The sequence below is a fragment of the Achromobacter sp. K91 genome (assembly GCF_003576205.1).
GTDB classification, from domain to species: Bacteria; Pseudomonadota; Gammaproteobacteria; order Burkholderiales; family Burkholderiaceae_B; genus Achromobacter; species Achromobacter aegrifaciens.
In genome coordinates this window covers 97555-117775 of record NZ_QWFB01000056.1, presented here as the reverse complement: position 1 = coordinate 117775, position 20221 = coordinate 97555, and the positions used below count along the sequence as shown (strand labels likewise).

The 20221-nt window shown below is 65.5% G+C and carries 19 protein-coding genes and 1 tRNA gene; 6 read left to right on the top strand and 14 right to left on the bottom strand.

Annotated features, from left to right (window positions below):
- The first annotated feature begins 4 nt into the window (after window positions 1-4).
- The 3 genes from DXK93_RS27465 to DXK93_RS27455 all read left to right on the top strand — a co-directional run bounded on the left by DXK93_RS27465 (window position 5) and on the right by DXK93_RS27455 (window position 2774).
- Window positions 5-1381, top strand: coding sequence for a uracil-xanthine permease family protein (locus DXK93_RS27465; RefSeq protein WP_119451768.1), 1377 nt, complete (start codon window positions 5-7; stop codon window positions 1379-1381).
- 169 nt (window positions 1382-1550) lie between these two features.
- A tRNA-Leu gene (locus DXK93_RS27460) sits at window positions 1551-1635 on the top strand.
- A gap of 155 nt (window positions 1636-1790) precedes the next feature.
- Window positions 1791-2774, top strand: coding sequence for a site-specific integrase (locus DXK93_RS27455; protein WP_119451767.1), 984 nt, complete (start codon window positions 1791-1793; stop codon window positions 2772-2774).
- On the opposite strand, the gene DXK93_RS27450 is transcribed toward DXK93_RS27455, so the two are convergent.
- Window positions 2771-3334 carry an HNH endonuclease gene (locus DXK93_RS27450; protein ID WP_158598581.1) on the bottom strand — a complete coding sequence of 188 codons (564 nt, stop codon included), beginning with the start codon at window positions 3332-3334 and terminating at the stop codon, window positions 2771-2773. The genes DXK93_RS27455 and DXK93_RS27450 overlap by 4 nt on opposite strands.
- Window positions 3335-3440: 106 nt before the next feature.
- Here DXK93_RS27450 and DXK93_RS27445 point away from each other — a divergent pair, with 106 nt between their 5' ends.
- The 3 genes from DXK93_RS27445 to DXK93_RS27435 all read left to right on the top strand — a co-directional run bounded on the left by DXK93_RS27445 (window position 3441) and on the right by DXK93_RS27435 (window position 4232).
- Complete coding sequence (locus DXK93_RS27445) at window positions 3441-3659, top strand: hypothetical protein (RefSeq protein WP_119451765.1); 219 nt, start codon at window positions 3441-3443, stop codon at window positions 3657-3659.
- The gene (locus DXK93_RS27440) at window positions 3656-3922 is read left to right on the top strand and encodes a hypothetical protein (RefSeq protein ID WP_119451764.1); all 267 of its coding nucleotides are present in this window, start codon (window positions 3656-3658) and stop codon (window positions 3920-3922) included. The genes DXK93_RS27445 and DXK93_RS27440 overlap by 4 nt, the downstream gene beginning before the upstream one ends.
- A gap of 106 nt (window positions 3923-4028) precedes the next feature.
- Window positions 4029-4232 (top strand): hypothetical protein, encoded by a 204-nt coding sequence (locus tag DXK93_RS27435; RefSeq protein WP_119451763.1) that lies wholly within the window; start codon window positions 4029-4031, stop codon window positions 4230-4232.
- A gap of 146 nt (window positions 4233-4378) precedes the next feature.
- Here DXK93_RS27435 and DXK93_RS27430 read toward each other — a convergent pair whose 3' ends face one another.
- From DXK93_RS27430 to DXK93_RS27370, 13 genes are read right to left on the bottom strand one after another with little or no spacing between them, the layout of a single operon-like run.
- Window positions 4379-4768: a hypothetical protein gene (locus DXK93_RS27430; RefSeq protein ID WP_147400289.1), complete on the bottom strand. Its 390-nt coding sequence runs from the start codon at window positions 4766-4768 to the stop codon at window positions 4379-4381.
- Entirely contained in the window at window positions 4753-5283 is a 531-nt protein-coding gene (locus DXK93_RS27425; RefSeq protein ID WP_119451761.1) for a lysozyme, read from the bottom strand. Before DXK93_RS27425 ends, DXK93_RS27430 begins: the two co-directional genes overlap by 16 nt.
- Window positions 5280-5600: a hypothetical protein gene (locus DXK93_RS27420; RefSeq protein WP_119451760.1), complete on the bottom strand. Its 321-nt coding sequence runs from the start codon at window positions 5598-5600 to the stop codon at window positions 5280-5282. Before DXK93_RS27420 ends, DXK93_RS27425 begins: the two co-directional genes overlap by 4 nt.
- 2 nt (window positions 5601-5602) lie before the next feature.
- Window positions 5603-7855, bottom strand: a complete 2253-nt coding sequence (locus tag DXK93_RS27415) for a hypothetical protein (RefSeq protein WP_119451759.1) — start codon at window positions 7853-7855, stop codon at window positions 5603-5605.
- A gap of 59 nt (window positions 7856-7914) precedes the next feature.
- A complete protein-coding gene (locus DXK93_RS27410; RefSeq protein WP_119451758.1) occupies window positions 7915-10467 on the bottom strand; it encodes a hypothetical protein in 2553 nt (850 codons plus the stop codon).
- Window positions 10467-13007 (bottom strand): lytic transglycosylase domain-containing protein, encoded by a 2541-nt coding sequence (locus DXK93_RS27405; RefSeq protein ID WP_119451757.1) that lies wholly within the window; start codon window positions 13005-13007, stop codon window positions 10467-10469. Before DXK93_RS27405 ends, DXK93_RS27410 begins: the two co-directional genes overlap by 1 nt.
- A complete protein-coding gene (locus DXK93_RS27400; RefSeq protein WP_147400288.1) occupies window positions 13004-15124 on the bottom strand; it encodes a hypothetical protein in 2121 nt (706 codons plus the stop codon). Before DXK93_RS27400 ends, DXK93_RS27405 begins: the two co-directional genes overlap by 4 nt.
- Window positions 15125-15146: 22 nt before the next feature.
- Window positions 15147-16109 carry a hypothetical protein gene (locus tag DXK93_RS27395; protein WP_147400287.1) on the bottom strand — a complete coding sequence of 321 codons (963 nt, stop codon included), beginning with the start codon at window positions 16107-16109 and terminating at the stop codon, window positions 15147-15149.
- Window positions 16109-16537: a GNAT family acetyltransferase gene (locus tag DXK93_RS27390; RefSeq protein ID WP_119451754.1), complete on the bottom strand. Its 429-nt coding sequence runs from the start codon at window positions 16535-16537 to the stop codon at window positions 16109-16111. The genes DXK93_RS27395 and DXK93_RS27390 overlap by 1 nt, the downstream gene beginning before the upstream one ends.
- On the bottom strand, window positions 16534-18819 hold the full coding sequence (locus tag DXK93_RS27385) for a hypothetical protein (protein ID WP_119451753.1): 2286 nt from the start codon (window positions 18817-18819) through the stop codon (window positions 16534-16536). The genes DXK93_RS27390 and DXK93_RS27385 overlap by 4 nt, the downstream gene beginning before the upstream one ends.
- Window positions 18820-18821: 2 nt before the next feature.
- The gene (locus tag DXK93_RS27380; RefSeq protein ID WP_119451752.1) at window positions 18822-19415 is read right to left on the bottom strand and encodes a hypothetical protein; all 594 of its coding nucleotides are present in this window, start codon (window positions 19413-19415) and stop codon (window positions 18822-18824) included.
- An 11-nt stretch (window positions 19416-19426) separates the two neighbouring features.
- On the bottom strand, window positions 19427-19756 hold the full coding sequence (locus DXK93_RS27375; RefSeq protein ID WP_119451751.1) for a hypothetical protein: 330 nt from the start codon (window positions 19754-19756) through the stop codon (window positions 19427-19429).
- A 2-nt stretch (window positions 19757-19758) separates the two neighbouring features.
- Window positions 19759-20208, bottom strand: a complete 450-nt coding sequence (locus DXK93_RS27370; RefSeq protein ID WP_119451750.1) for a Bbp16 family capsid cement protein — start codon at window positions 20206-20208, stop codon at window positions 19759-19761.
- Window positions 20209-20221 lie beyond the last annotated feature (13 nt).

The window sequence follows — 20221 nt, the reverse complement described above, 5'->3', positions numbered from 1 at the left end:
AGATGTGTATAAGAGACAGGCCCCCCACGGCTCATCCGACGCCGACCCCAGCCCTGACCTGGTCTACGGCCCCGACGACCGTCCCGCGCCTCCCGTGGCCTTTGTCGCCGCCCTGCAGCACCTGCTGGCCATCCTGGTTCCCATCGTCACCCCCGGCCTGCTGATCTGCCAGGCCCTGGGCGTGAGCACCCGCGACACCACCCTGATCGTGTCCATGTCGCTGGTCATCTCCGGCATCGCCACCTACGTCCAGTGCAAGCGCTTCGGCCCCCTGGGCGCCGGACTGCTGATCGTGCAGGGCACCAGCTTCAACTTCGTCGGCCCGCTGATCGCTGGCGGCTCGGTCATGGTCAAGCAAGGCACCCCGGTCGAAGCCGTCATGGCCGCCATCTTCGGCGTGGTCATCGCCGGCTCCTTCGTCGAAATGGGCATCAGCCGCATCCTGCCCTTCGTCAAGCGCCTGATCACCCCGCTGGTCACCGGCATCGTCGTGCTGCTCATCGGCCTGACGCTGATCAAGGTCGGCCTCATCAGCATGGGCGGCGGCTACAGCGCCATGGGCAACGGCACCTTTGCCAGCGCCGAGAACCTGACGCTGTCCGGCCTGGTCCTGGGCACCATCATCCTGCTGAACCGCGTGCCGGTCGTGTGGGTGCGCAGCACCGCCCTGGTGCTGGCGCTGGCCGTCGGCTACATCGCCGCCGCCTACATGGGCCGCCTGGACTTCACCGGCGCCCGCGAAGCCGCCCTGTTCCAGATCCCCACCCCGCTGCACTTCGGCCTGGGTTTCTCGTGGGCGCTGTTCGTGCCCATGCTGATCATCTACCTGGTCACGTCCCTGGAAGCCATCGGCGACGTCACAGCCACCAGCAAGGTCTCCAAGCAGCCCGTCGAAGGCCCACTGTGGATGCAGCGCATCAAGGGCGGCGTCCTGGTCAACGGCGCGAATTCGCTCCTGGCCGGGGTCTTCAACACCTTCCCCAGCTCGGTCTTCGCGCAGAACAACGGCGTGATCCAGCTGACCGGCATCGCCAGCCGCCACGTCGGCGTGTGGATCGCCGGCATGCTGATCCTGCTGGGCCTGTTCCCGGCCGTGGCCGGCATCCTGCAGGCCGTGCCTGAACCCGTCCTGGGCGGCGCCGCCATGGTCATGTTCGGCGCGGTCGCCGCGTCCGGCATCAACATCCTGGCCGGCATCCACCTGGACCGCCGCGCCCTGCTGATCATCGCCGTGTCCCTGGCCCTGGGCCTGGGCGTGTCGCAAGTGCCGGAGATCCTGTCGCACCTGCCCCATGCCGTGAAGAACGTGCTGGAGTCGGGCGTCGCCACCGGCGGCATCTGCGCGCTGGTGATGAACTGGTTTTTGCCTGAGAAGAAGTAAGGCAGCGGATTCCTCGGAAAGCCGGTCCCGGCCTGCACCAGTGTGCGGAGGGACTGGCCCCCGTCAGATGGCTGGATCCAGGGCCGCCTGACAATTTTTCCCAGACCGCATATAATCGCCGTCTTCGCTTCTCCCGCGACCGTCATCTGGACGTGTCCGCGACCTCCTAGCCCGGGTGGTGAAATTGGTAGACGCAGGGGACTCAAAATCCCCCGCCGCAAGGCGTGCCGGTTCGATTCCGGCCCCGGGCACCACCCCGGAACATTACCCTCCGACACATTACGCCACCACACGCCATCCTCATAGGCAATTCTGGGTGCCGCTCGGAACCGCCAACGCCACTAGGCACCACATCACATCACTGTTTTTGCTAATCTCCTACGCCAAACGTACGCCAGAGATTACGCCAATGCCTACATTCAGAAAGCGCGGGGACTCGTGGCGGGCCGAAGTCGCCCGCAATGGACACCGCGAGAGCAAGACTTTTTCCACGAAACGCGAGGCCATGGACTGGGCCAACCGCCGCGAGCTGGAGCTGGCAAACACCCGCGCTGGCAAGGTGACGCGCTGGACCCTGGCCGACGTCATGCAGCGGTACGCCGACGAGGTCAGCCCGGAGAAGGCCGGCGCCAGGTGGGAGAAGGCCAGGATTGCCGCCATCAAGAAGGACAAGATGGCCAAGCTGGTGATGCAGGACATAGGCCCGGCCGAGTTGGCGGACTGGCGCGATCGGCGCTTGGCAGAGGTGCAGGGTGCCACGGTCCTACGCGAGATCGGCCTGCTGCGCGCCATCTGGACCCGGGCCAAGCTCGGGGAATGGCGGTATGTGGATCATGACCCATGGCCTGACGTAATCAAGCCGCGGGACAACCCGGCGCGCAAGGTAATTTTCACCGGCAAGCAGGCCGAGGCAGTCGTGTCCGCGCTGGGCTATGCCGGCGGCACGCCCAAGGACAAGCGCGAGCAGACGGCGGTGGCGTTCCTGCTGGCCCTGGAGACGGCCATGCGATCAGGGGAAATCCTGACCCTAGAATGGAAGCACGTGCACCTGGAACGCCGCATGCTGCACCTGCCCAAGTCCAAGAATGGGGACGCCCGCGACGTGCCGCTTTCACGGCGCGCCGTCGAGCTGCTGGAGGCGATGAAGGGGATCCACCCGGAACAGGTGTTTACGGTGAATGCCGGCCTGCGGGATGCGTATTTCCGACAGGGTAAGACGTTGGCCGCGGTCGACGGCCCCACCTTCCACGACGCCCGCGCCACGGCTATCACGCGGCTGGCCAAGAAGCTGGAACTGCTGGAGCTGGCTCGAATGGTCGGGCACCGCGATCCGCGCAGTTTGCTCATTTACTATAGGGCGTCCGCCACGGACATCGCGGCCAAGCTGGATTAGGTCACGTGCTTCCAGGTCTTGCCGCGCTGGATCGCATTGACGGTGGCGTCCGCCACGCCATAACGACGCGCCAGCGTGTAGCAGCCGAGGGGCGAAGCGCGGATATCGCGCACGTCTTGCTCGGTGAGCTTCGCTTTCGGATGGCTGGTACCGCGAAGGGTCGCCTCCGGCTTGGTCACGGAGCCGTGCGCATTGCCACGCGCCGCCGTCGCCACGTAATCCCGGGCGCGCCCCTTCGAATGCATATCCAGGATGTTGTCGCGCTGAGTGCCTGCGAATAGGTGCGCAGGGTTGAAGCACCCCGGGTTGTCACAGGTGTGGCACACCACTTGCGCCGGGCCCCCGATGAATGCCGCGAAGGCTGCGCGGTGGGCAGTAAAGATCACGTGCTTGCCGGCGCCCTCATAGTGGCTGATCTGCCCATACCCGGTCTGTACATTACGACTCTTGGGCCATTCCCAGCAGCCGGTTTCGCCCAAGTAAGGCTGTGCAATTTCCTTGATGCGCTGGATCACCGAAGAGGGGATTGCCTTCTCGGTCTGTAAAATGCTCTTAGCCATGACTGCCTCCAAACAGGTAGTGGTGGTTAGGGCCGGGGCAGCGTTGGCGCGCTGTTCCGGCCCGTTCATTTTACGCCACCGAGATCGCCAATAAACTGGATTGAGCATGGAAGACAACGGAATCCTGGAGCAAGTCCCCGGCCTGCACGTGTCCGAGGCCAAGCAATCGCTGCCGCCGGCCGCCACCGCCGAAGATCGGGAGTACCCGGTGGAGATCGACGCTGGCCACGCGGGCCGCGTCCGCCTCTTCTTCCGCAAGCAGAAGGCCAAGCGCGGAAAGTTCAGCCACTGGTTCTGGGTGGCGGTACGGGCTGAAAAGGCATGAGCGACTACATCAACACCCCGCCCGTGCGCGACATCTGGATCCGCGCCCTGCCGGCACTGGCCGGGGTCAAGAACGGCGACTACCTGAGCATCCAGCGCCTGCGCGATGCATTTGGCTTGGAGGGTGGGCAGAAGCTGCGCGACGTGCTGGCTGCCGGCGAGCGCGACGGGCTGCTGATTATCGACCGTGGCGCCACCCCGACGACCTATCGGGCGACGTTCATCCTGGAGCGTGGATTGCGCGCGGTCAGCGAGGATTTTTAGCCAGCAGCCTGGGCTGTTTCTGGCTCCGGCCGTGCTGACGATTGGATAGGTGATGTGGCGGTCCAGGCTGAGCGGGTCTAGAATCCACACCGACGGGAGAATTCACATGATGCTCAATAAACTGTTCAAGCACGTATGGTTTTGGCTTTATGGCGGTGGCCACATAGATCCCACCGCTTTTGGACAAGGGCGCGACGCCTATAAAGCAGGTCGCGGCGAAAACCCCTATCCTCCGCTGACCTACAAGCACTATTCGTGGAAGCGCGGTTACGACGAATCGCTGGTCCAGGATCCGTCAAATAGCTGGTGACCGCGGCCTCTCACTTCGGCCACGCCCCTACCGTCGCCCGATGCCGGGCCGCACAGACTGCATACAGTCCCAATACATCATGCTGCAGCCACATCTGCCACGCGTCGTAGTCGCCGGCCGGCGGATCAGGGATCGGCGCGCAAGGCTCAGCGAGCCGGCTGTCCAGAGGCGGCACGATTCGCGGCACTGACAGCGTCCTTGAGGGTGCGCACCCGGACGCCATCAGGGCGACAGCCAGCAGGCAGAGGATTCGCATTTTTCAGTTCCTGATTGAGCTTTCCCATCGCCGCCGTCACCTGTGGCGCCACGCCGGCGGCCTGGGCTGCGGCAGTGGCCACGGCCTGGATATCCTTCGTGGTTTGCGCCAGAGCGGCACGCGCCACGTCGGCGTCGTCCTTGGCAACCTGGGCGTCTTGGCGCGCAAGCTTCGCGTCCCAGCGCCAGCCCTGGACTACCCACGCGGCCACGCCCGCGACGAGCGCGCCAGCCAACGCCGCGGCGGCGTAGCCTTTCCAGTTGATCAGGGCAGCAGGCAAGACCATTCTTCGGCCTCCCTGCGTGTCACCAGGCCAGGCAGCACTCTGCCTCCGGCCTTGATCCATGCGTCGAGCTGCGCGCAGGCACCCTTGATATCGCCCGCTTGCAGGCGCAGAAGCATCGTGGAATGGCGACCATTCTTCAGCCACACGAAGCCGTCTTTCACGCCGGGCTTTCCGGGTCCGACGTTGAAAATGAACGAGATGAACCCGCCCACGGCAGTTGACTGCATGCCATCCCGCACTGCGGCCGGCACCCAACGATCAAATACCGCCTTGGCTTCTGCCAGATCGGCGTCGCGCCAGGCATCGCACTCCGCATCCGTGTAGATGCGTTTCGGGTCAATGTCGCTGCCGGTGTGACCGTCGCACACAGTGAGAATTCCGATGGGGTCCAAATGGGGTTTGCCCCGCACACGGGCAGGCTCAAAGTGCGTGACCAGCACCCCGGCGACAGCGAGCGCGCCAGCGCCGGCCGCGGCCAGTATCTTGCGCTTCAGACCTGCGGGGATCATTTGGCGCCCTTCCACGCTGAGTAGGCCGTGATGACGGCTGTCACCAAGCCGATGATGTAGGCCAGCGGCTTAGCCAGCCGCCCCAAGCCCTGCAACACCTTGAAGCCGCCGGCCAATGCCTGGAACGTATCAACGATGTCCTGGGTGTTCGTCTGTACCTGCTCGATGGCGGCCGTGTTCCGCTTGGTCGCCTGCGTGCACTCGGCCAGGTCCCCTTTCATTTCGCACACCTGAGCGTGCAGCGACTTGATGAACGCCTCTGACAGGTACTTGTCCGCCTCATGCGGGGATCGTTCAAGATCAGCGCGGTTCGTCATGGTCAGTCCCACGCCGGAATAAAGTAGGTGCCGGAGCCGCTGGAGTCAGGCCCGTTCGACTTGTATCCCAGCCGCGCGCCCAGGATGATGACCTCGTCCGTGGCGGTGTCTCCCGCATCGCTGGCCAGCCGCTGCACGGCGAACGTGATGATGTCGCCCAGCGTGTAGGTCACAGGCGTATCCAGGGTGTAGGAAAACCGCTTGACGGTGTTCTGCGGCGCCTGCGCAACGATCTTGGTCACGTTGTGCTCGGGCGTCACCAGGCGCGCCGAATCGTCAATCGGTGGCGTTGACAGGGTGAACGCCAGGGCCAGATTGCCGCCGGCGCTGCCAGAGGTCGTGTAATACAGCTCGATGGTTTCGATCAGGCCGTTGGCCAGGTCGTAGGCCGGCGGCATGGTGCAGCCGCCGCGGGGGCTTCCCGAGTTCGGCAGCGCCAAGCATGCCCACTGTGACGCCGATTCGACGATGGAGGTATTGGGGCCAGGCACAAAGTCGGCGCTGCGGATGTTGATCCAGTCGCGCAGCTTGTACTGGTGCGAGGCGAACGACCGCGCCGTGGCGTAGTCGAAGATATCGCCGTTCCAGTTCGACGAGCCCGACGAGGCGATCCCGCCGCCCTCGGACACATAGTGCACCAGGCGCGTGCCCTTGACGGTCGGTTCCTGGAAGAACTTGCCCGCCAGGTGCAGGATCAAAGTATGGTTGGAGGGCTGCGACCCGTTGTCGCCGAGGTACATGGCCACGCCGGTGCCGGGCGCCTGCACCGCGCCATTGACGAACGACACCATGCAATTGTCGCTCTCGGTGATGTGCACCAGGTGGCCGTTGTAGACCAGGCCCGTGATCAGACCGAGCTGCTGCTGGGTAGTCGGGATGTTGCTGCCATTGCCCACGATGGCGACGCCGTGCGCCTCTTGGCACACAGGGGATGCGCCCCACACGAAATCCAGATCAATGCGGTTCTGCATCGAAAAGTTTCCGGTGGAGCCGGCCAGTGCGCTGACGAACACGCCAGCGAAGCGCACGTTGCGCACCTTGCCATCGAAACGCGCGCGATTCGTGTTGTTCAGGTGAACCGCCGCGGTGGCGAGCGTGGCACCATCCCACTCGATCCCCACAGCGCCACCACCGAAAATAATGTTCCCGGTCGTGGCTGGCTCGATCGTGAACATGTACTCATCGGCCGCGCCGCCCCAGCGGATCATCGGTTTGCCATTCGCGCTGCCGTTCGTTCCGGCGGCCACGTCGCCGCACACAGACGACCTCAGCAGCACCGGCTGATGAGCCACCAGCGGCGTCGTGAGCAGCAGAGAGGCCGCCACGTCAATCTCGATGGCGCCGCCATGCGGCAATGCCGCGATGGCCGACAGGAAAGCGGCATCGCTCGGCGTCACCCCCGTGGGGTCATACCCTTCGAAATCCGCCAGAAACACGATGTCCATCAGGCGGTCTTGTAGCGAACGCATCTTGGCGCCGGCGTCCGTGCGCTGGTACACAAGTGCCGCGGAATCGGTGAAGGGGTTCCAGGCCACGCCGTCGAACACCTTCAACACCTGATTGGCGGTGTTCCAGTACAGCGCGCCCTCGGTCAGCGGATTGCCCGCGTTGTCCAGGGTCGGGTCCGAATCGAACGGCCCGAGATACCGCTTTTCGAAGTCAGCCAGCGAGCCCGCCGCAGATGCGGCTGACGCTGCTGCGGCCAGCGCGGCGGCCTCGGCGGCCTCCGCAAAAGGGGCAATCTGCCCGACGGTCACCGCATCGTGCAGGTCTTGGCCGTCGGCCAGATTGCTGATCTTGTTGCCGTTCGCGCGGTATGCGCCGCTGCCGTTCACGTCGCGCGGCCCCAGCATCAGCACGCGCGACAGCGACCACGAACCACCGCCCAGCGAATTCCACAACTGCTGACAGATCATCGTGAGCTTGTCCAGCGCGCGCTCGGTTACCTTGGCCGGGAATGCATCGTTCGGCTGGTACTGCGTCACTTGCGTGACAGGCACCACGCGGTCAATAACCAGCGAGCGGCCGGCGGGGTACGCAATCGACGTCGTGATGGAACCCCCGGCTTCGTTCCCAGCGCCGGCAACCGAGTAGTCCGTGCCGAGCGTGAGAACGACGCCATCGGAGCCGCTGCCATTCACGACCAGCGTTACTACCAGGTTTGTGTCGGCCAGGAAGTAGTAGCTGACCGGGAAATTGACGGATATCCCATCACAGTTGTGCGTGATGGAGGTATCGCTACTGGAAACTGTCATGGGCTCACCCTTGGAAGAATGCGCCCATGTTCATCGCGCGCGCGCGTAGAGTTCTGCGTTTAAGGACTGAGCGCGCGAGACAGATCCGGCGCACGGTCTGGCGCGGCGCTGCCCGGCCGCCAGTAGTAGGACTGGTTGAACTCCTTGCGCGCGCGCTGCTCCATGCGCTGGGTGTAGCCTGGGGACGCCATTTCCTGGAGCTTGTTGAAGATCAGGCGATCCGTCACCGCCTTGGTGTACCAGAGATTCGCACCGGGGACATGGCTCTTCAGCAACTTGACCGCCTCCGCGCCCAGGTCCAGCTTCTTGCCCTCGGCGCCGCGCTGCACATTGCCCATGGCCAGGCGCATGATGTTCTCCGCGTCCCCGATCAGCGGGCCGCCAAGCGTGGCACCGATGGACGACCCGTACTTCGTGTAGTCGGCGAACAGGAAGTCACCGTACAGACCCAATGCTCCACCCTTCAAGAACGCCTGTCCCCAGAACTTGGGGTCAGCCATGTTCTTGGGGTCGCGGCCGCTGGCCACTTCGTTCAGTTGCATTGCGATGCCACCCATCACCGTCGTCATCGCCACCAGCCCGGCGATGTATGCGCCCTTTCCAATGGCGCCCTCTTGCGCCAGCGCGCGGGAGCCGTGCCGCATGAATGCGGCAATCGGAAACCCCTTGAACTGCAGCACGCTGCGCCACAGCTCGCCCGCAAGTGTCCCGCGCTGGATAGCCGATCCCGTGGCAACGCGCTCCTTCACGCCTGGCTCGATCACTGCCATGCCGGTCTCCCCCTCCACATACGCCATGAGCCGCGTGGCAGCCTGCTCGCGCAGCGTCGTCGGGGTCTGCCCGGTCGCGCTCGAAAGCGCAGCCAGCGAGCTGTCCGGGATGCGATAGATGCTTTCGGCCGTCAAGACGGTATCGCCCAGGCCGCGCCAGTCTTCAGGCTGAGCCAGTTTCCAGACGTTGAACTCGGCGTCCGATATGCCCGCCTCCCTCAGCCGGCGCGCTAGGCGAGCGTCGCCGCCTTTCCCAGCGGCCACTGCCCCGAGATCCGCACCGCCGCGCGTCAGGCTTCCAAGGCTATCCATCAGCACGGACCCGAAAGCCTGCTGCCCGGCGCCGGTAAGGGCGTTCATGCCGGAAAGCTTCATCACGCCCGCGGCCGCGCCCTGTGCGTAGCGCGCGATCCTGCTGGATACCTGGGCATCCTGGGCCAGGCCGTCCATACCCCAGCGGTTCACCGCGCCAATGAACTGCTGCACGCCCAGACCCGCGCGCAGAGCCTGGCGGCGATCAGCAGGGTTCGCCGGGTTCAGCGCCCGCAGCTCGTTCATGAAGACCGGGATCGGATTGATGCCGTTGTGAATTGCCGTCAGGGCTGACGTTCCCAGGTCCGTAACGGACGTGATGACCGCCGACCCCAGGCGCGCGGCCACGTTCAACGAACGGTAGGTATCGAACCCTTCGGCCAGCGCTGCCGACGCCGGCGGCCGCTTGCTCCCGCTGACCTCGTCGTAAATGGTTTGCAGCTTCTGTATGCTGGATTCGATCTTGGTGGCATCTTGCGGCGCGCGCGCGGTCATCGCCTTTCGGGCCTCGTCAGACCAGTATTGCATCATCAGGTTCGGATTCGGGCCGAGGGATTCGACCAGGGCAATATCGCGCGCGAGGCGGTCGATGTGGCCGGTCAGCGTCTGCATCACCGCGGTATCGCTGTATTGTCGCTGCGCCTGGAGATAGGATTCGGCATCCTTGTAGTGCACCTGGCGCTCCATGCTGCCGCGATTGGCTCGCATGCCGAAGCCGCTGGCCTTGCCGGGCTCGATCTTGTTGGCGCCGTTCGTGGAGATCGTTTGCCATGCCGCCTCAAGAAAGGCGCGCACCTGGTCATCGCTCATGAGGCTGCCATCCTCATTCACGTAGCGGTTGCGGTCAACCCAAGCCAGGTGATCGCTTACCCATTTGTCCTTGCCTGCGCGCGCCACTAGCATCTGGCTGTGGCTCTGCGGCATGCCCCAATCCTCCAGGCGCCCGATGTTGCCGCCCGCGCGGTTGAAGCGCTGGCGCATGCCTTCGGCGACATCCCGGAACGTCTGTGCCGCGCGCGCCGCGTCGGCATTCCCCGATCCCTGCCCGCGCAGCTCGCGCACCAGATCAAGGACGCCTTGCTGGTTGGTGAACAGGCCCAGCACGCTGCCGCGCGTCGTATCAAAGACATCCAGCATCGCGCCCAGCGATTCGTTGCGGATCGCCTGCGCCGTCGATTCGACGGATATCGTGCCGCTCTTGCCGTCTCCGTAGAACACCAGCAAGCGCTGCAGCGCCTCGACAGGCGAATAGACCGAGCCCGCCAGGTAATTGCGCACCGCGTCGTGCTTCAGTGCCGTCAATGCCACGCGCCGGCGCTTGAGCGCTGCATCGGCCGCCACGTCCTGCGCAGCGCGCGCCGCGCCGGCCTCCATGCGCTCGGCGGCCGTCAGGGTGCGCCACGCCGGCAGATCGCGCGCGGCCTCCTGCCGCATGGCCTGCATGATGCGGTTCTCGATGTTCTGCGCCTCGGCGGCGGTCAGGTTGCGGCCGAGCGCTCGGGAAACGGCTTCTATACATTCGGCGCGCATCAGGCACCTCCACGAAGTTGACACATGACGGCGGCGTCCAGGGTGTCACGGTTTACATATTCCAGCTCTGCGTTGGCTTCTGCCAGGGCCTGACGCAGCGATAGCTGCACTTCATTGCCTTCAGCGTCGACCGCGGGCACGGTGATATCGCCACGCTCTTCCAGCAGCGCCAAGCCGGCGCGCGTCTCTATATCATCGGCAGCGCCTGCTGCGTCTGTGGCGCGCCCAGCTTCGGCCCCGGCCGGCACCGCACCCTCAGCAACGGATGCCCGTGGAGTAGCGACTTCTGCCTGGCGCGCGGCTGGCGCCGAAGCTTCACCGCGCACTTGCCCACCACCAGCAGGCGCCGGCGGACGAGGCTCTGACGCGCCCGCGCCAATGGCGCCGACCTCTGGCGCGGCCGATACGGTATCCGCCTGCGGCGCCGGAGCCTCCGCGGCGCGCGTTATGGCATCCGCATCCCGCGCAGCCTGGGCAACTGCCGCATCGCTGGCCATGCCCGCGTCGCGTAGCGCGGCCGCCACCGGGGTAAACGGTGATGCCGGCGTATCGATGGAAGCGCGGTTGGCCTGCAGGTCAGCTATCCGCTGGTCGATCTCGGCGAGCTGTTGCAGCGCCTGCGCGGCGCCCCGGTTCTGATCAAGCGAATCCTGAAGGCGGCCGATCCTCGCGTCCAGATCTGCGGCTTGGTTCGACAGGTCGCGCTTTGCGTCGGCCAGGGCTTGCTTGTAGCTGATCATGGGGCCGGAGCCCTGGATTTCCTTCGCGCGGTCGCGGAGCGTGGCATCCCCGTCCAGGGCGGCCCGCTGCTCCTGCGTAGAGGCCAGCTCGTCCTGGATCTGGCGCACCTGGCCAAGTTCGGCCGCGTCGCCTGCGGTGGCTGTAAGGTCGGCCCTGGATTGCTCAGCCTGGGCGATCTCATCCTCGATCGCGCGCGCGGCGCGGGCGCGGTCCTGGGGTATCGGCTGGATCGCGCCATCGGTCGGGCCGTTCTGGGACCATGCCCGCTCGCCGCCCAATTCTTCCCGCACACGCGCCAGGTAGTCACGGGTTTCCTTGGCGGGCGGCTGCCGGCCGGCAAGCACCTCGCGCGCCGCGCGCGGGCCGCCGTTGTAGTCGGCGATCACCGCGTCCACATCGCCGCCGTACTGGCGCATGGTGTCGCTCAGGTATCGTCCGGCCGCATCGATCATCTGTACGGGGTCAGCCGGGTCTGTCACCCCATACTTGCGCAGGTTCTCGGGCATGAACTGCATGACGCCGCGCGCGCCGGCCGGGCTGACCGACCTGCTGCCCGACCGTTCGCCGGCGTTCTTCAGCGCATTGATCAGGCCGGGCGGCAGGCCGCGCTGCTGCTCAACGTGGGCGGCGTATTCGTTGAGCTCTGGTGCGTTGTAGCGGAGGTCGGGCCGCTGAGCCGATGGGATATCAGCGAGGCGCGTAGACGGCACCACCGGCACCGGGGCGGTGCCATAAACCCGTGCGGCCTCGTTCACCGCGGTATTGTCCCGGCGCCCGAACACGAAAGCCTGGTTCTGGACGCCCGTGCTGGACACGTCGATCGCGCGGCCATCCCAGACGTCACGCAACGCCTGATTGAGCGCCTTCCCGTGCGCGCCCGCGGCGGCCGGGTCGGAAGGGATGCCGGGCGCGGTGGTGACTGCGGCGTGTTGCGCATCGCGCGCGGCCATGGCGGCGTCGACGCTCCCTTGCGCGCGTGCCGGCAGGTTCAACGCTGCGCCCGCGCCGCTGAAGATTCCCCCAAGGATGCCGTCTGCGGCCATGGCCGCGCCATCCATCGGCGCGTACTGGCGCGCCATCGTGTCATATCCGCCCGCGCGCAACGCTTCCTCGATGGCGCCGCGCTGGGCAATCCCGATGCCGATGTTCGAACCAGCCCCCAACGCGGCATTGGCGGCCACAAACCCCGGCCGGGAGAGGCGAACGCCGTATCCCAGCAAAGGCTCTGCCAGGCCGCTGTACCCGATGCTGGCCGGTAGCAGCGCGCCGCCGCCGGTCGTCACCCCGTCGATGAAGGCAGCGTTTACCGCCGTGGACGGATCCACCCCTTTTTCGATCATCTCATGGTAGGTAGTCCGGCCCGTGGCGCCGCCGGCCATCGAGGCACCACCCCACAGCATGCCAGTGCCACCAGTGAGGCCAGCCAGCGCGGCACCTGCGGCGACCTCCGCACCGATGGTGGCGATGCTGTTGACGATCTGCCCAGCGGTGCCGACGGTGAGGGGATCAGGCGCGAGCTGGCGCACCGTGGCGTCAGACGCCTGGCGCAGGTAGCCAAAGGGGTTCGCCGGTGTAACCCCGGTGGCGCTCTCCAGGGCGTTGTACAGCGGTTGGGTGGCCTGCTCGGCGGCGCTTGTGATCAGGCCCTGCGCAGCGGCCAAGCCTCGGCCAACACCGCGCGGGACCTCTGACAGCACACCAGACATTACGCCGGGCTCGGCCGCACTGCCCAGAATGCCGTCCACCGTGTTCGCCTGGCCGGCGATCTCCCGCGCGCGGCGGGGGTCGAAATCCATCATTTGGGCATATCCTTGGGAATCTGATCTGACAGCTTGCGGCCGAAGCTATCGCGGCCGGCGTCTTCGTCAGGTGTCAGGCGCAGGACCAGCGGGCGCCCCTGATCGTCGGCAATGGGGGTTCCGGCCAGCGTCGGGAAGTACACGCCGCCGCCCGCCCCAATCAGCCCGACGTTGCCCATATGCTGGCCCACCTTGTCCTGCACGCCGGCCGCCTGGAACAATTGCGCCAGCCGGCCTGTCGCGCGGGTGGTGAAATCGTCTGCGCTCATCCCCCACGGGGCCAGCACTTGACCGTTGCCGTGGAAATTCACCGGCGCGCCCAGCACCGCGGTAATGGCCTGGTCCATCCTGTCGCTATCGACCTGACCGGTAATGTCGCCCTGCTGTGCAGCGCGGCCGACGTAGTAGGCCTTGATCGCATAGGCGTCGTTCATGTAGCCCGCAGCATCGCTGGAGCCTGGCCCCGTGCCGCGGTAGAGATCCGTCAGCTTCGCTTGCAGCGCGGTCATGAACTCCTGATCCTTCGGGATCGGGAATTTCTCCGCGCCAGCCTTGCCACCAGCTTTCAGGATGTCGTCACCATGCAGCGCGATGGCTGCAACGTCGCCGGCGGATTGCACGACGTCAGCGCTTACCCAGTTGTTCGTGAGCTGCGCCTGGGCATAGCTGGCCGCGCGCTGGCCCATGCGCGCCATGAATGGATTCTTGGCGTCAATCTGCGCCATGGCCCCCTGGTAGGCCACAGGATCGCCGAAAGCGCGGTACAGCGTGCCGAGCAATCCGCTTTTCTCGGCCGCCGAGCCCTGGTTTAGGGCTTCACCCAGCGCGTCCGCCTCGGCCGGCAGTAGCGGGCGCATGCTGACCGTGCCGGGCGGGTTCTGCCGTTGCAGCGCCTGGATGGTTGTCACCCGGTCACGCAGTTGCGGGCCTATCGCGGCCGCGCCTTCCGGAGTAAAGGCGGTCTGCAGGTCAAGGGGGGCAACCTGCGCATCGATGCGCTGTGCGGCGTACACCAGGGGGGTTTCCTGCAGAGTCTTGACGTTCTGCGCCACGGCGGTTGTCAGGCGCCGCAGGTTGGCTTGATCAGTCAAGGACGCGCCATTGGTGCGCTGGTGCGCGGCTCGCTGGGCAATGAACGCTTCCTGATCGGCGATCGGCATGCGCAGCACTTCCTGAACCTGCTGCTCCGCCTCCATGCGGTCCTTCATATCCTGCTCATACACCGTTCCCGCCGCCGCACCCAGCCACCCGATCATCTTGTCCGGCGGCGCCGGCACGCCGGAATTGATCTGCGCATCGTATTCGGCGATAGCGCGCGCGCCCTTGGCCTCGGCGCGGTCCTGGGCGAGCTGGGCGCGGTTGTCCAGCGCGGTGACTTGCGATTGCGCCCGCCGGCGCAGCACTTCAATTTGCGGCGCCTGCAGTCGGCTGATCCAGTCATAGCCGGCGGTAGCCTCGCCCTTCCCTGCTCGCGTGAAGGCGTCCAGGGAGCCGTGGGGGTCCATATCGACCATGGAAGAGCCTGCCGCGTAGGCCAGCGCGCCGTCGCTCCTGCTGGCCAGCGTCGCACGCACGTCGGGCGGGAGATTCGAAACGCTCAGCGCCGCCATGCGCGCAGCCCGTCGGTCGTCGTACAGGGAAGGATCGAGCGATACTGCGGCGGCGTCGGCATCCGCGCCCTGCTGGTACTGCGAAACGGTGTTCGCCCGGTGCTGCTGGGCCTGCCACGAAATCGAGTTCGTGCCGACGTAATTGCCCAACTGGTTCAACTGCGCTTCATAGAACCTGCGCGCGCTGGCCGGCGCCGCCGCCAATGCCTTGGTTCGGTAGTCGTTGAACTCGGATAGCATGCCTTCGGTGAAGCCAGGGGCGCCAGGCTGCGCCTGCGCCTGGGCCTCCTGCATGCGTGTCATCCATTTGAGCTGGTCATCGCTGGCGGTCTTTGATGCCCACGCGCGCCCGTCCTCGTCCGCGATGGCGATAGCCGCCCGGCCAAGATCGGAAAGGCCTTGCGCAACGTCATTGGTCTGGAATGAGCGCTCAGGCATCATGACCGGCCCAGCGCTGCTGGTGGTGGTCTGCTGCTGTTGAATGACGGGTAGCGGTATGCGTGGCATGGTGCCGGACTCCGGGAATGGTCTAGAACAGCTTGAAAATCTTGCCCAGCGTGCCCTTCTTGAGATCCTTGAAGGCCTTGCCGAACTGGAATGAACCTATGTCAGCAGCGAACGACATGTCATGACCGAAGCCAAACCGGTCACTCTTGCCGAACAACATGGGCGACCAGCGGTTATCCACGTCCTGGCTCAGGACACGGCCCGTGGCCAGGTCCTTGTAATAATCGGAACCGCTTCGGCGGTATCCGTGGTTTTTCGCATAGGATTCGTTGCCCACGATCACAGCGGCGAGCGCGGCCCACGGCCCGGCCGCTGCCAATGAGCCGCCCAGGCCGCCAGATGCAGCCGAGCCGCCACCACCACCGGCGAAGGAACCCAGCGATCCGCCAGCGCCAAGCCCGGAAGTTGCCGTACCGCCTCCCACGAACGCAGGCGACACAGACAGGGCGCCAGCACCACCGCCCGCCGCCGCGCCGCCGCCCAACGCGCCACCAGCCGACGAAGAACCGAACAGGCTTGAACCAGAGTTCGCCATCGAAAGCACTTGGCTCGCAGAGCTGAGCAGCGTTCCGCCCAGTGAACTGCCGCCCTGAGAGCGGTAGCCCTCAGCGTTGAATCGCTCGATCTGCGCCTGGTTGTCGTAGTTCGTACCGCGCAGCAGGCCCACATAGCGCTGTTGCAACGCATCGAGTTCGGCATTGCGCGCGCTGTCGGTCTGAACCTGCAGCATCGACCCGCTCGACGGGTTGAAACCAGACTCGGCCGCGGCCGCGCGCAACTGCCCCATCTGCTGTGCCGACTGCCGGCGCGTCGCCAGCTCAGACGCCAGACCCGCGTCGCGTGCCTGCTGCGCGGCCTGGCTCGCCATGGTGGCGTTGTATTCCGCCGCGTCCGCCTGCGCGTTGTAACCGGCCGATTTACCAAGCCCGCCGGCAAGCCCCCCCACCAGTTGTAGGCCCTGGCCAGCCATTGCTGCGTATTGCATTAGCGCACCCTCGCGTAAAGAAAGCAGTCACGCCCATCAGCGGTGTATGCACGCATCAGGCCCTCCCGCTGAAAACCAAGACGCTCAGCCCAGCGCACGCCGGCCGCGTGGTTGCGGTCCACTGCGATTTCGATACGGCGCCAGGGGCAGTCCGTCAACACTTTGCGCGCGACGCGGTGAATCGCGATGAAGTTGGCCAGCGCGGTGTCGGAGAAGAGCGCCCAGCCCAGCGCGCGGCCAGACCAGACTTCGAACATGCCGGCCGCAGCGATCACCTCCCCGTCCATAACGGCGGCCCAGGCAACGCCGCCCTGGGCAACCAGGTCAGCGCCATAGGATTCCGTCAGCACCGCTTGTAGGCTCGCCTGGTTGTCTTGGAGGCGTAGCCGCGGGAAGTGGTCTGGGCGAAGTCTCTCTAGGATGATCATCGGTCGTCCTGGGTCTCGATAATCGGGTAGAGCGCAAGCAACGTGACCGGCAAAGGCTGGTCATTCACGTAGCTCATCACCGCATGACCCTGATAACCGTCGGGCCAGGGCTCGGCTGGCATGTCCCCGCTGAACAGCGGCGGCGGCTGGTCCATACGGTCGGACGGCTTGCGGAAGTTCAGTTCCGCCGGCGTGACACTATCAGGCGACCCGACCTTTCCGCCCAGAGTGCGGTATAGACGAAGCACCACGTTGGTGATCCGCTTGGTCTTGCCCTGCGACGTGCCATTGGCCGCGCCCGCCTCGATGTCCGTGGTGTCCAGCCGGCACGGCGCCGGAAGTCCCACGTGCACAATGGACGCGGGGGCCTGCAACTCGATGACGCCGCCCGAGACGACACGCCGCGGGTGCGCGGCGCCGTCCACCAGGATATCGACCGTCTGCCCCTCCAGGTGGCCAAGACCTGTGATCACCGTGACGAATGGCGGCCCCCGGTAGGTAAGCCCGCAATCCACATAGAACGATTCCCAGATAGGCTGCTCGTCGTCCAGGGGCGGCTCCATGCGCTCGACATAGCGCTTGGTCTGCCCGTTGATCACGCGGCGCACGACCATCCACAGCTCATCCGTCGTGCCGTTCGGCGAGGGGATCGTTTCGATGGCCTCCACGGCCCCATTGATCATGGGGTGGCGATGCCAGCCGTAGATGTCGCTGCGCTCCTGCTCGCGGTCATAGGTCACGCCCACCAGCAGCCCGTCGGTCCGGGCCGCCCATACGATGGAATTCGGCTCCTGCTGGTATGCCAGGTCGATGATCCCGGTCTTGGTGATCCCGGGGTTCAGCTTCGTGGTGTCGGTCGATGGATAGCTGTTGGAGGTGTAGTCATAGACATAGTCGCGCAGCTTGCGCCCGCTGTTCTGGACAAACAACAGGCGTTCGCCAACCTTCACCGGCTGGATGCCGCGCGACCCGTTCGCAGTCTTCGAGTCGGCGCGGATGTTGCTTGCGCTGACCGCCTGGCTGTCCTGGATAGGTCCGATGATCCACTCATCGCCGTTCGTGCCCAGCAAGAGGTTTTCCGACGGCACCATCCACGTAATATTGTTGATCTGCTCGGAATCCAGGGTTTCGATGATTGCCGAGTCCGCCGTGGCTTCGTCTGGGTCCTTCTCGGCGAAGTTGTCGAAATCGTTGGAGACGGAGCCGGCCAGGCGGCGGCCGGCGCCAAGCCACAGCCGCTTACGCCAGAATGCGCCATGCTCCGGCCAGCCGTCGATGTTTGAGAAGAGCTGCAGCGCCCATTTGGCCGTGCCGGTCGTGACGATATCGGCGGGCAGCACGCCCTGGACGGTGCCACTTATCTGCGTCGGGGACACATAGGCGTCGATCATCAGGACGCCATAGCTGGAGTGCTGATACTCCCACTCGACGCCGATGGGGCCGTAATCGCCATCCCCGACGATGTCCACCCCGTCACCGTCCCATGCCTTGCCGTCCGTGTGCGTGGGCGTGAGCGTGCCGGTGTAGGCTTGCGGGCGATCGGGGTTGGTGATGGGGCCGGTGCCGGTGCATTTGTACACGCGCGAGCCCACGCGCCGCATGTTGCCGACGCCGACGGCCTGCATCGTGGCCCACGGCTTGATCGCGGACAGGTCCTTAGATTGCAGCAGCAGAAGCGTGCCGTTGTACTGCGGCGAGAAAATGCCCGACGTCGAATTCACGAACACCGCGCCTGTCGTACCGGTAGGCGTCAGGATGATGTTCGGATTGAGGTTGAGATCCCGGAACGGGCCGCCCGACATCTGCATGGGCTGCAACGTGAACGTCGTGCCGCTGGTGCGAACCAGCTTCTGCGGCCACACATCAGGATGGAAGATATACATCGTGTCCGCGCTCTGGGCGACACGAATCCGGCAGGTGCCATCTGCGGCCGTGAGCATGGCCGAGTTGTAGGGCGTCACCACCTCCACAGGAGCCCCGCCACCGTCGACGAGCTGCCCGTGGTTCACATAGAAGCGGATATAGAGCGGGCCGAACTCCAGCAGGTAGGACAGCGTTTCCGCCACCTGAAACTTGATGAGCCAGACCCGATCGGCCGAGTTCTTCACCTCGCCCACGAAGCGCGTGCCGCCGCGGCGCTGCGCCGGCCCCTGGATCAAGGGGATGAAGTTCTCCATGCGTGAGCAGGCATTCGGGTACTTGGCCAGGTCAATACGGCCACCCAGAAGCGGCGAAAGCTCGCCAGCGTCGAACGTGACAAGCGCGGGCGCAGCCTTGGGCATGCTTACCTCCGAGAATCAAGCCAGGTGTCGTCGTCTACAGCCTGGGACGGCCTTTCAATGGCGTTTGCAGAAATGGCTTCGCGCAGAGCGCGAGCGTACAGCTGGGACGCCACCTGGAACTTTGACGTGCTCTGTGTGAGCGTTTCGCATGCCTCCATGGCCAGCCGGCCGGCGAAGGCTTCGATAAAGGTCGAGTCGAATTGGTTGGGATCGCCTACGCGCTTCACGTAGCGAATCTGCAACGGCGCGTCCAGGTTCGTCAGGAGCCTGCGCCCCTCGATGCTGTACAGCCCTTGGCAGCGCCGCGCGTGATGGCGGTAAAAGACTTCGTTGCCGCCGATCTCGATCAGGCGCAGGAAGTCCGCGGGCAATTGGTATTGCTTCGAAAAGCCGAAGAGCGGCGCCTCTGCCAGGGCTGGCAGAACGGCGCGCGCCTTCGAAAAATGCCACAGGTGCGCCCGCAGCTCGGCGTCCAGCACCGTGTCGTACATCGCGCTGATGGTCGTCGCCGGCTTGCTCGGGTCATCGAGCGAGACGATACGCGACTGGCCCAGCTTGGCCAATGCACGGTTGGCGATGAGGACGGCCGAGGTCACAGGCTACTCCGTTAACGCGACGCGGGGCCGCTTTCGCTGGCGCCGGAAGCTTGCGCTTGCGAGCCAGCCAGCCCCGTCTGGCCGTCGTTCCCGTCCTTGGACGTCGAACCCGAAGCCGTCGAACCCGTCTCGGATCGGCGGCGACGGGCGTTTCCCGTCTGGCCGTCGTTCCCTTCGGTGACCAGCTCCATCCACTTGCCCGGCTTGCCGCCGTACTCGAAGATTTCGCCGGCCTCGATCATGCGCATGACCTGCCGACCATCCGGCTGGTCTGCGCGCTTGACCGCGGCGACATCGATGGCGGGGATCTGCCCCCGCTGCAGAGCGCGGTAGATAGGCATCGTTACACCACCGTATAGCCGGACTTGTAGCTGCGGCGGCTGGCCTGCACGTCCTTGACCAGGAAGGCCGAGAACGCGCCGGCGGTCAGCGGGCCGGTGCCGACGGTGTAGCGCACGCCCAGATAGCGCTTGTAGTCGCCGGCCGGCAGCTTGAACTTCGCCAGCTCGGCGCCCGCCGTCATCGTGCCCAGAGCAACCGCGCCCGTGGTGATGTGGACGGTCGACGAGGTCAGGCCGGCGTTGTCCGCCGATTCCAGGCTGACGGTCACCGTGGCGGCGCCCGCGGCCGTGGCCGTCTGGTCGACCTGCACGACCAGATAGACGTCCTCGCCGGTGCCGATGTCGCGGATGGGGTTCTCGCCCGTGGGCGAAATGTCGATAACGTTGGTCGAGATCGCGGTAGCGGTCACGGCCTGGCCGTCAGAAAATTCGTTGGTCTTGTCCAAGATCATGATGTTCTCCTGA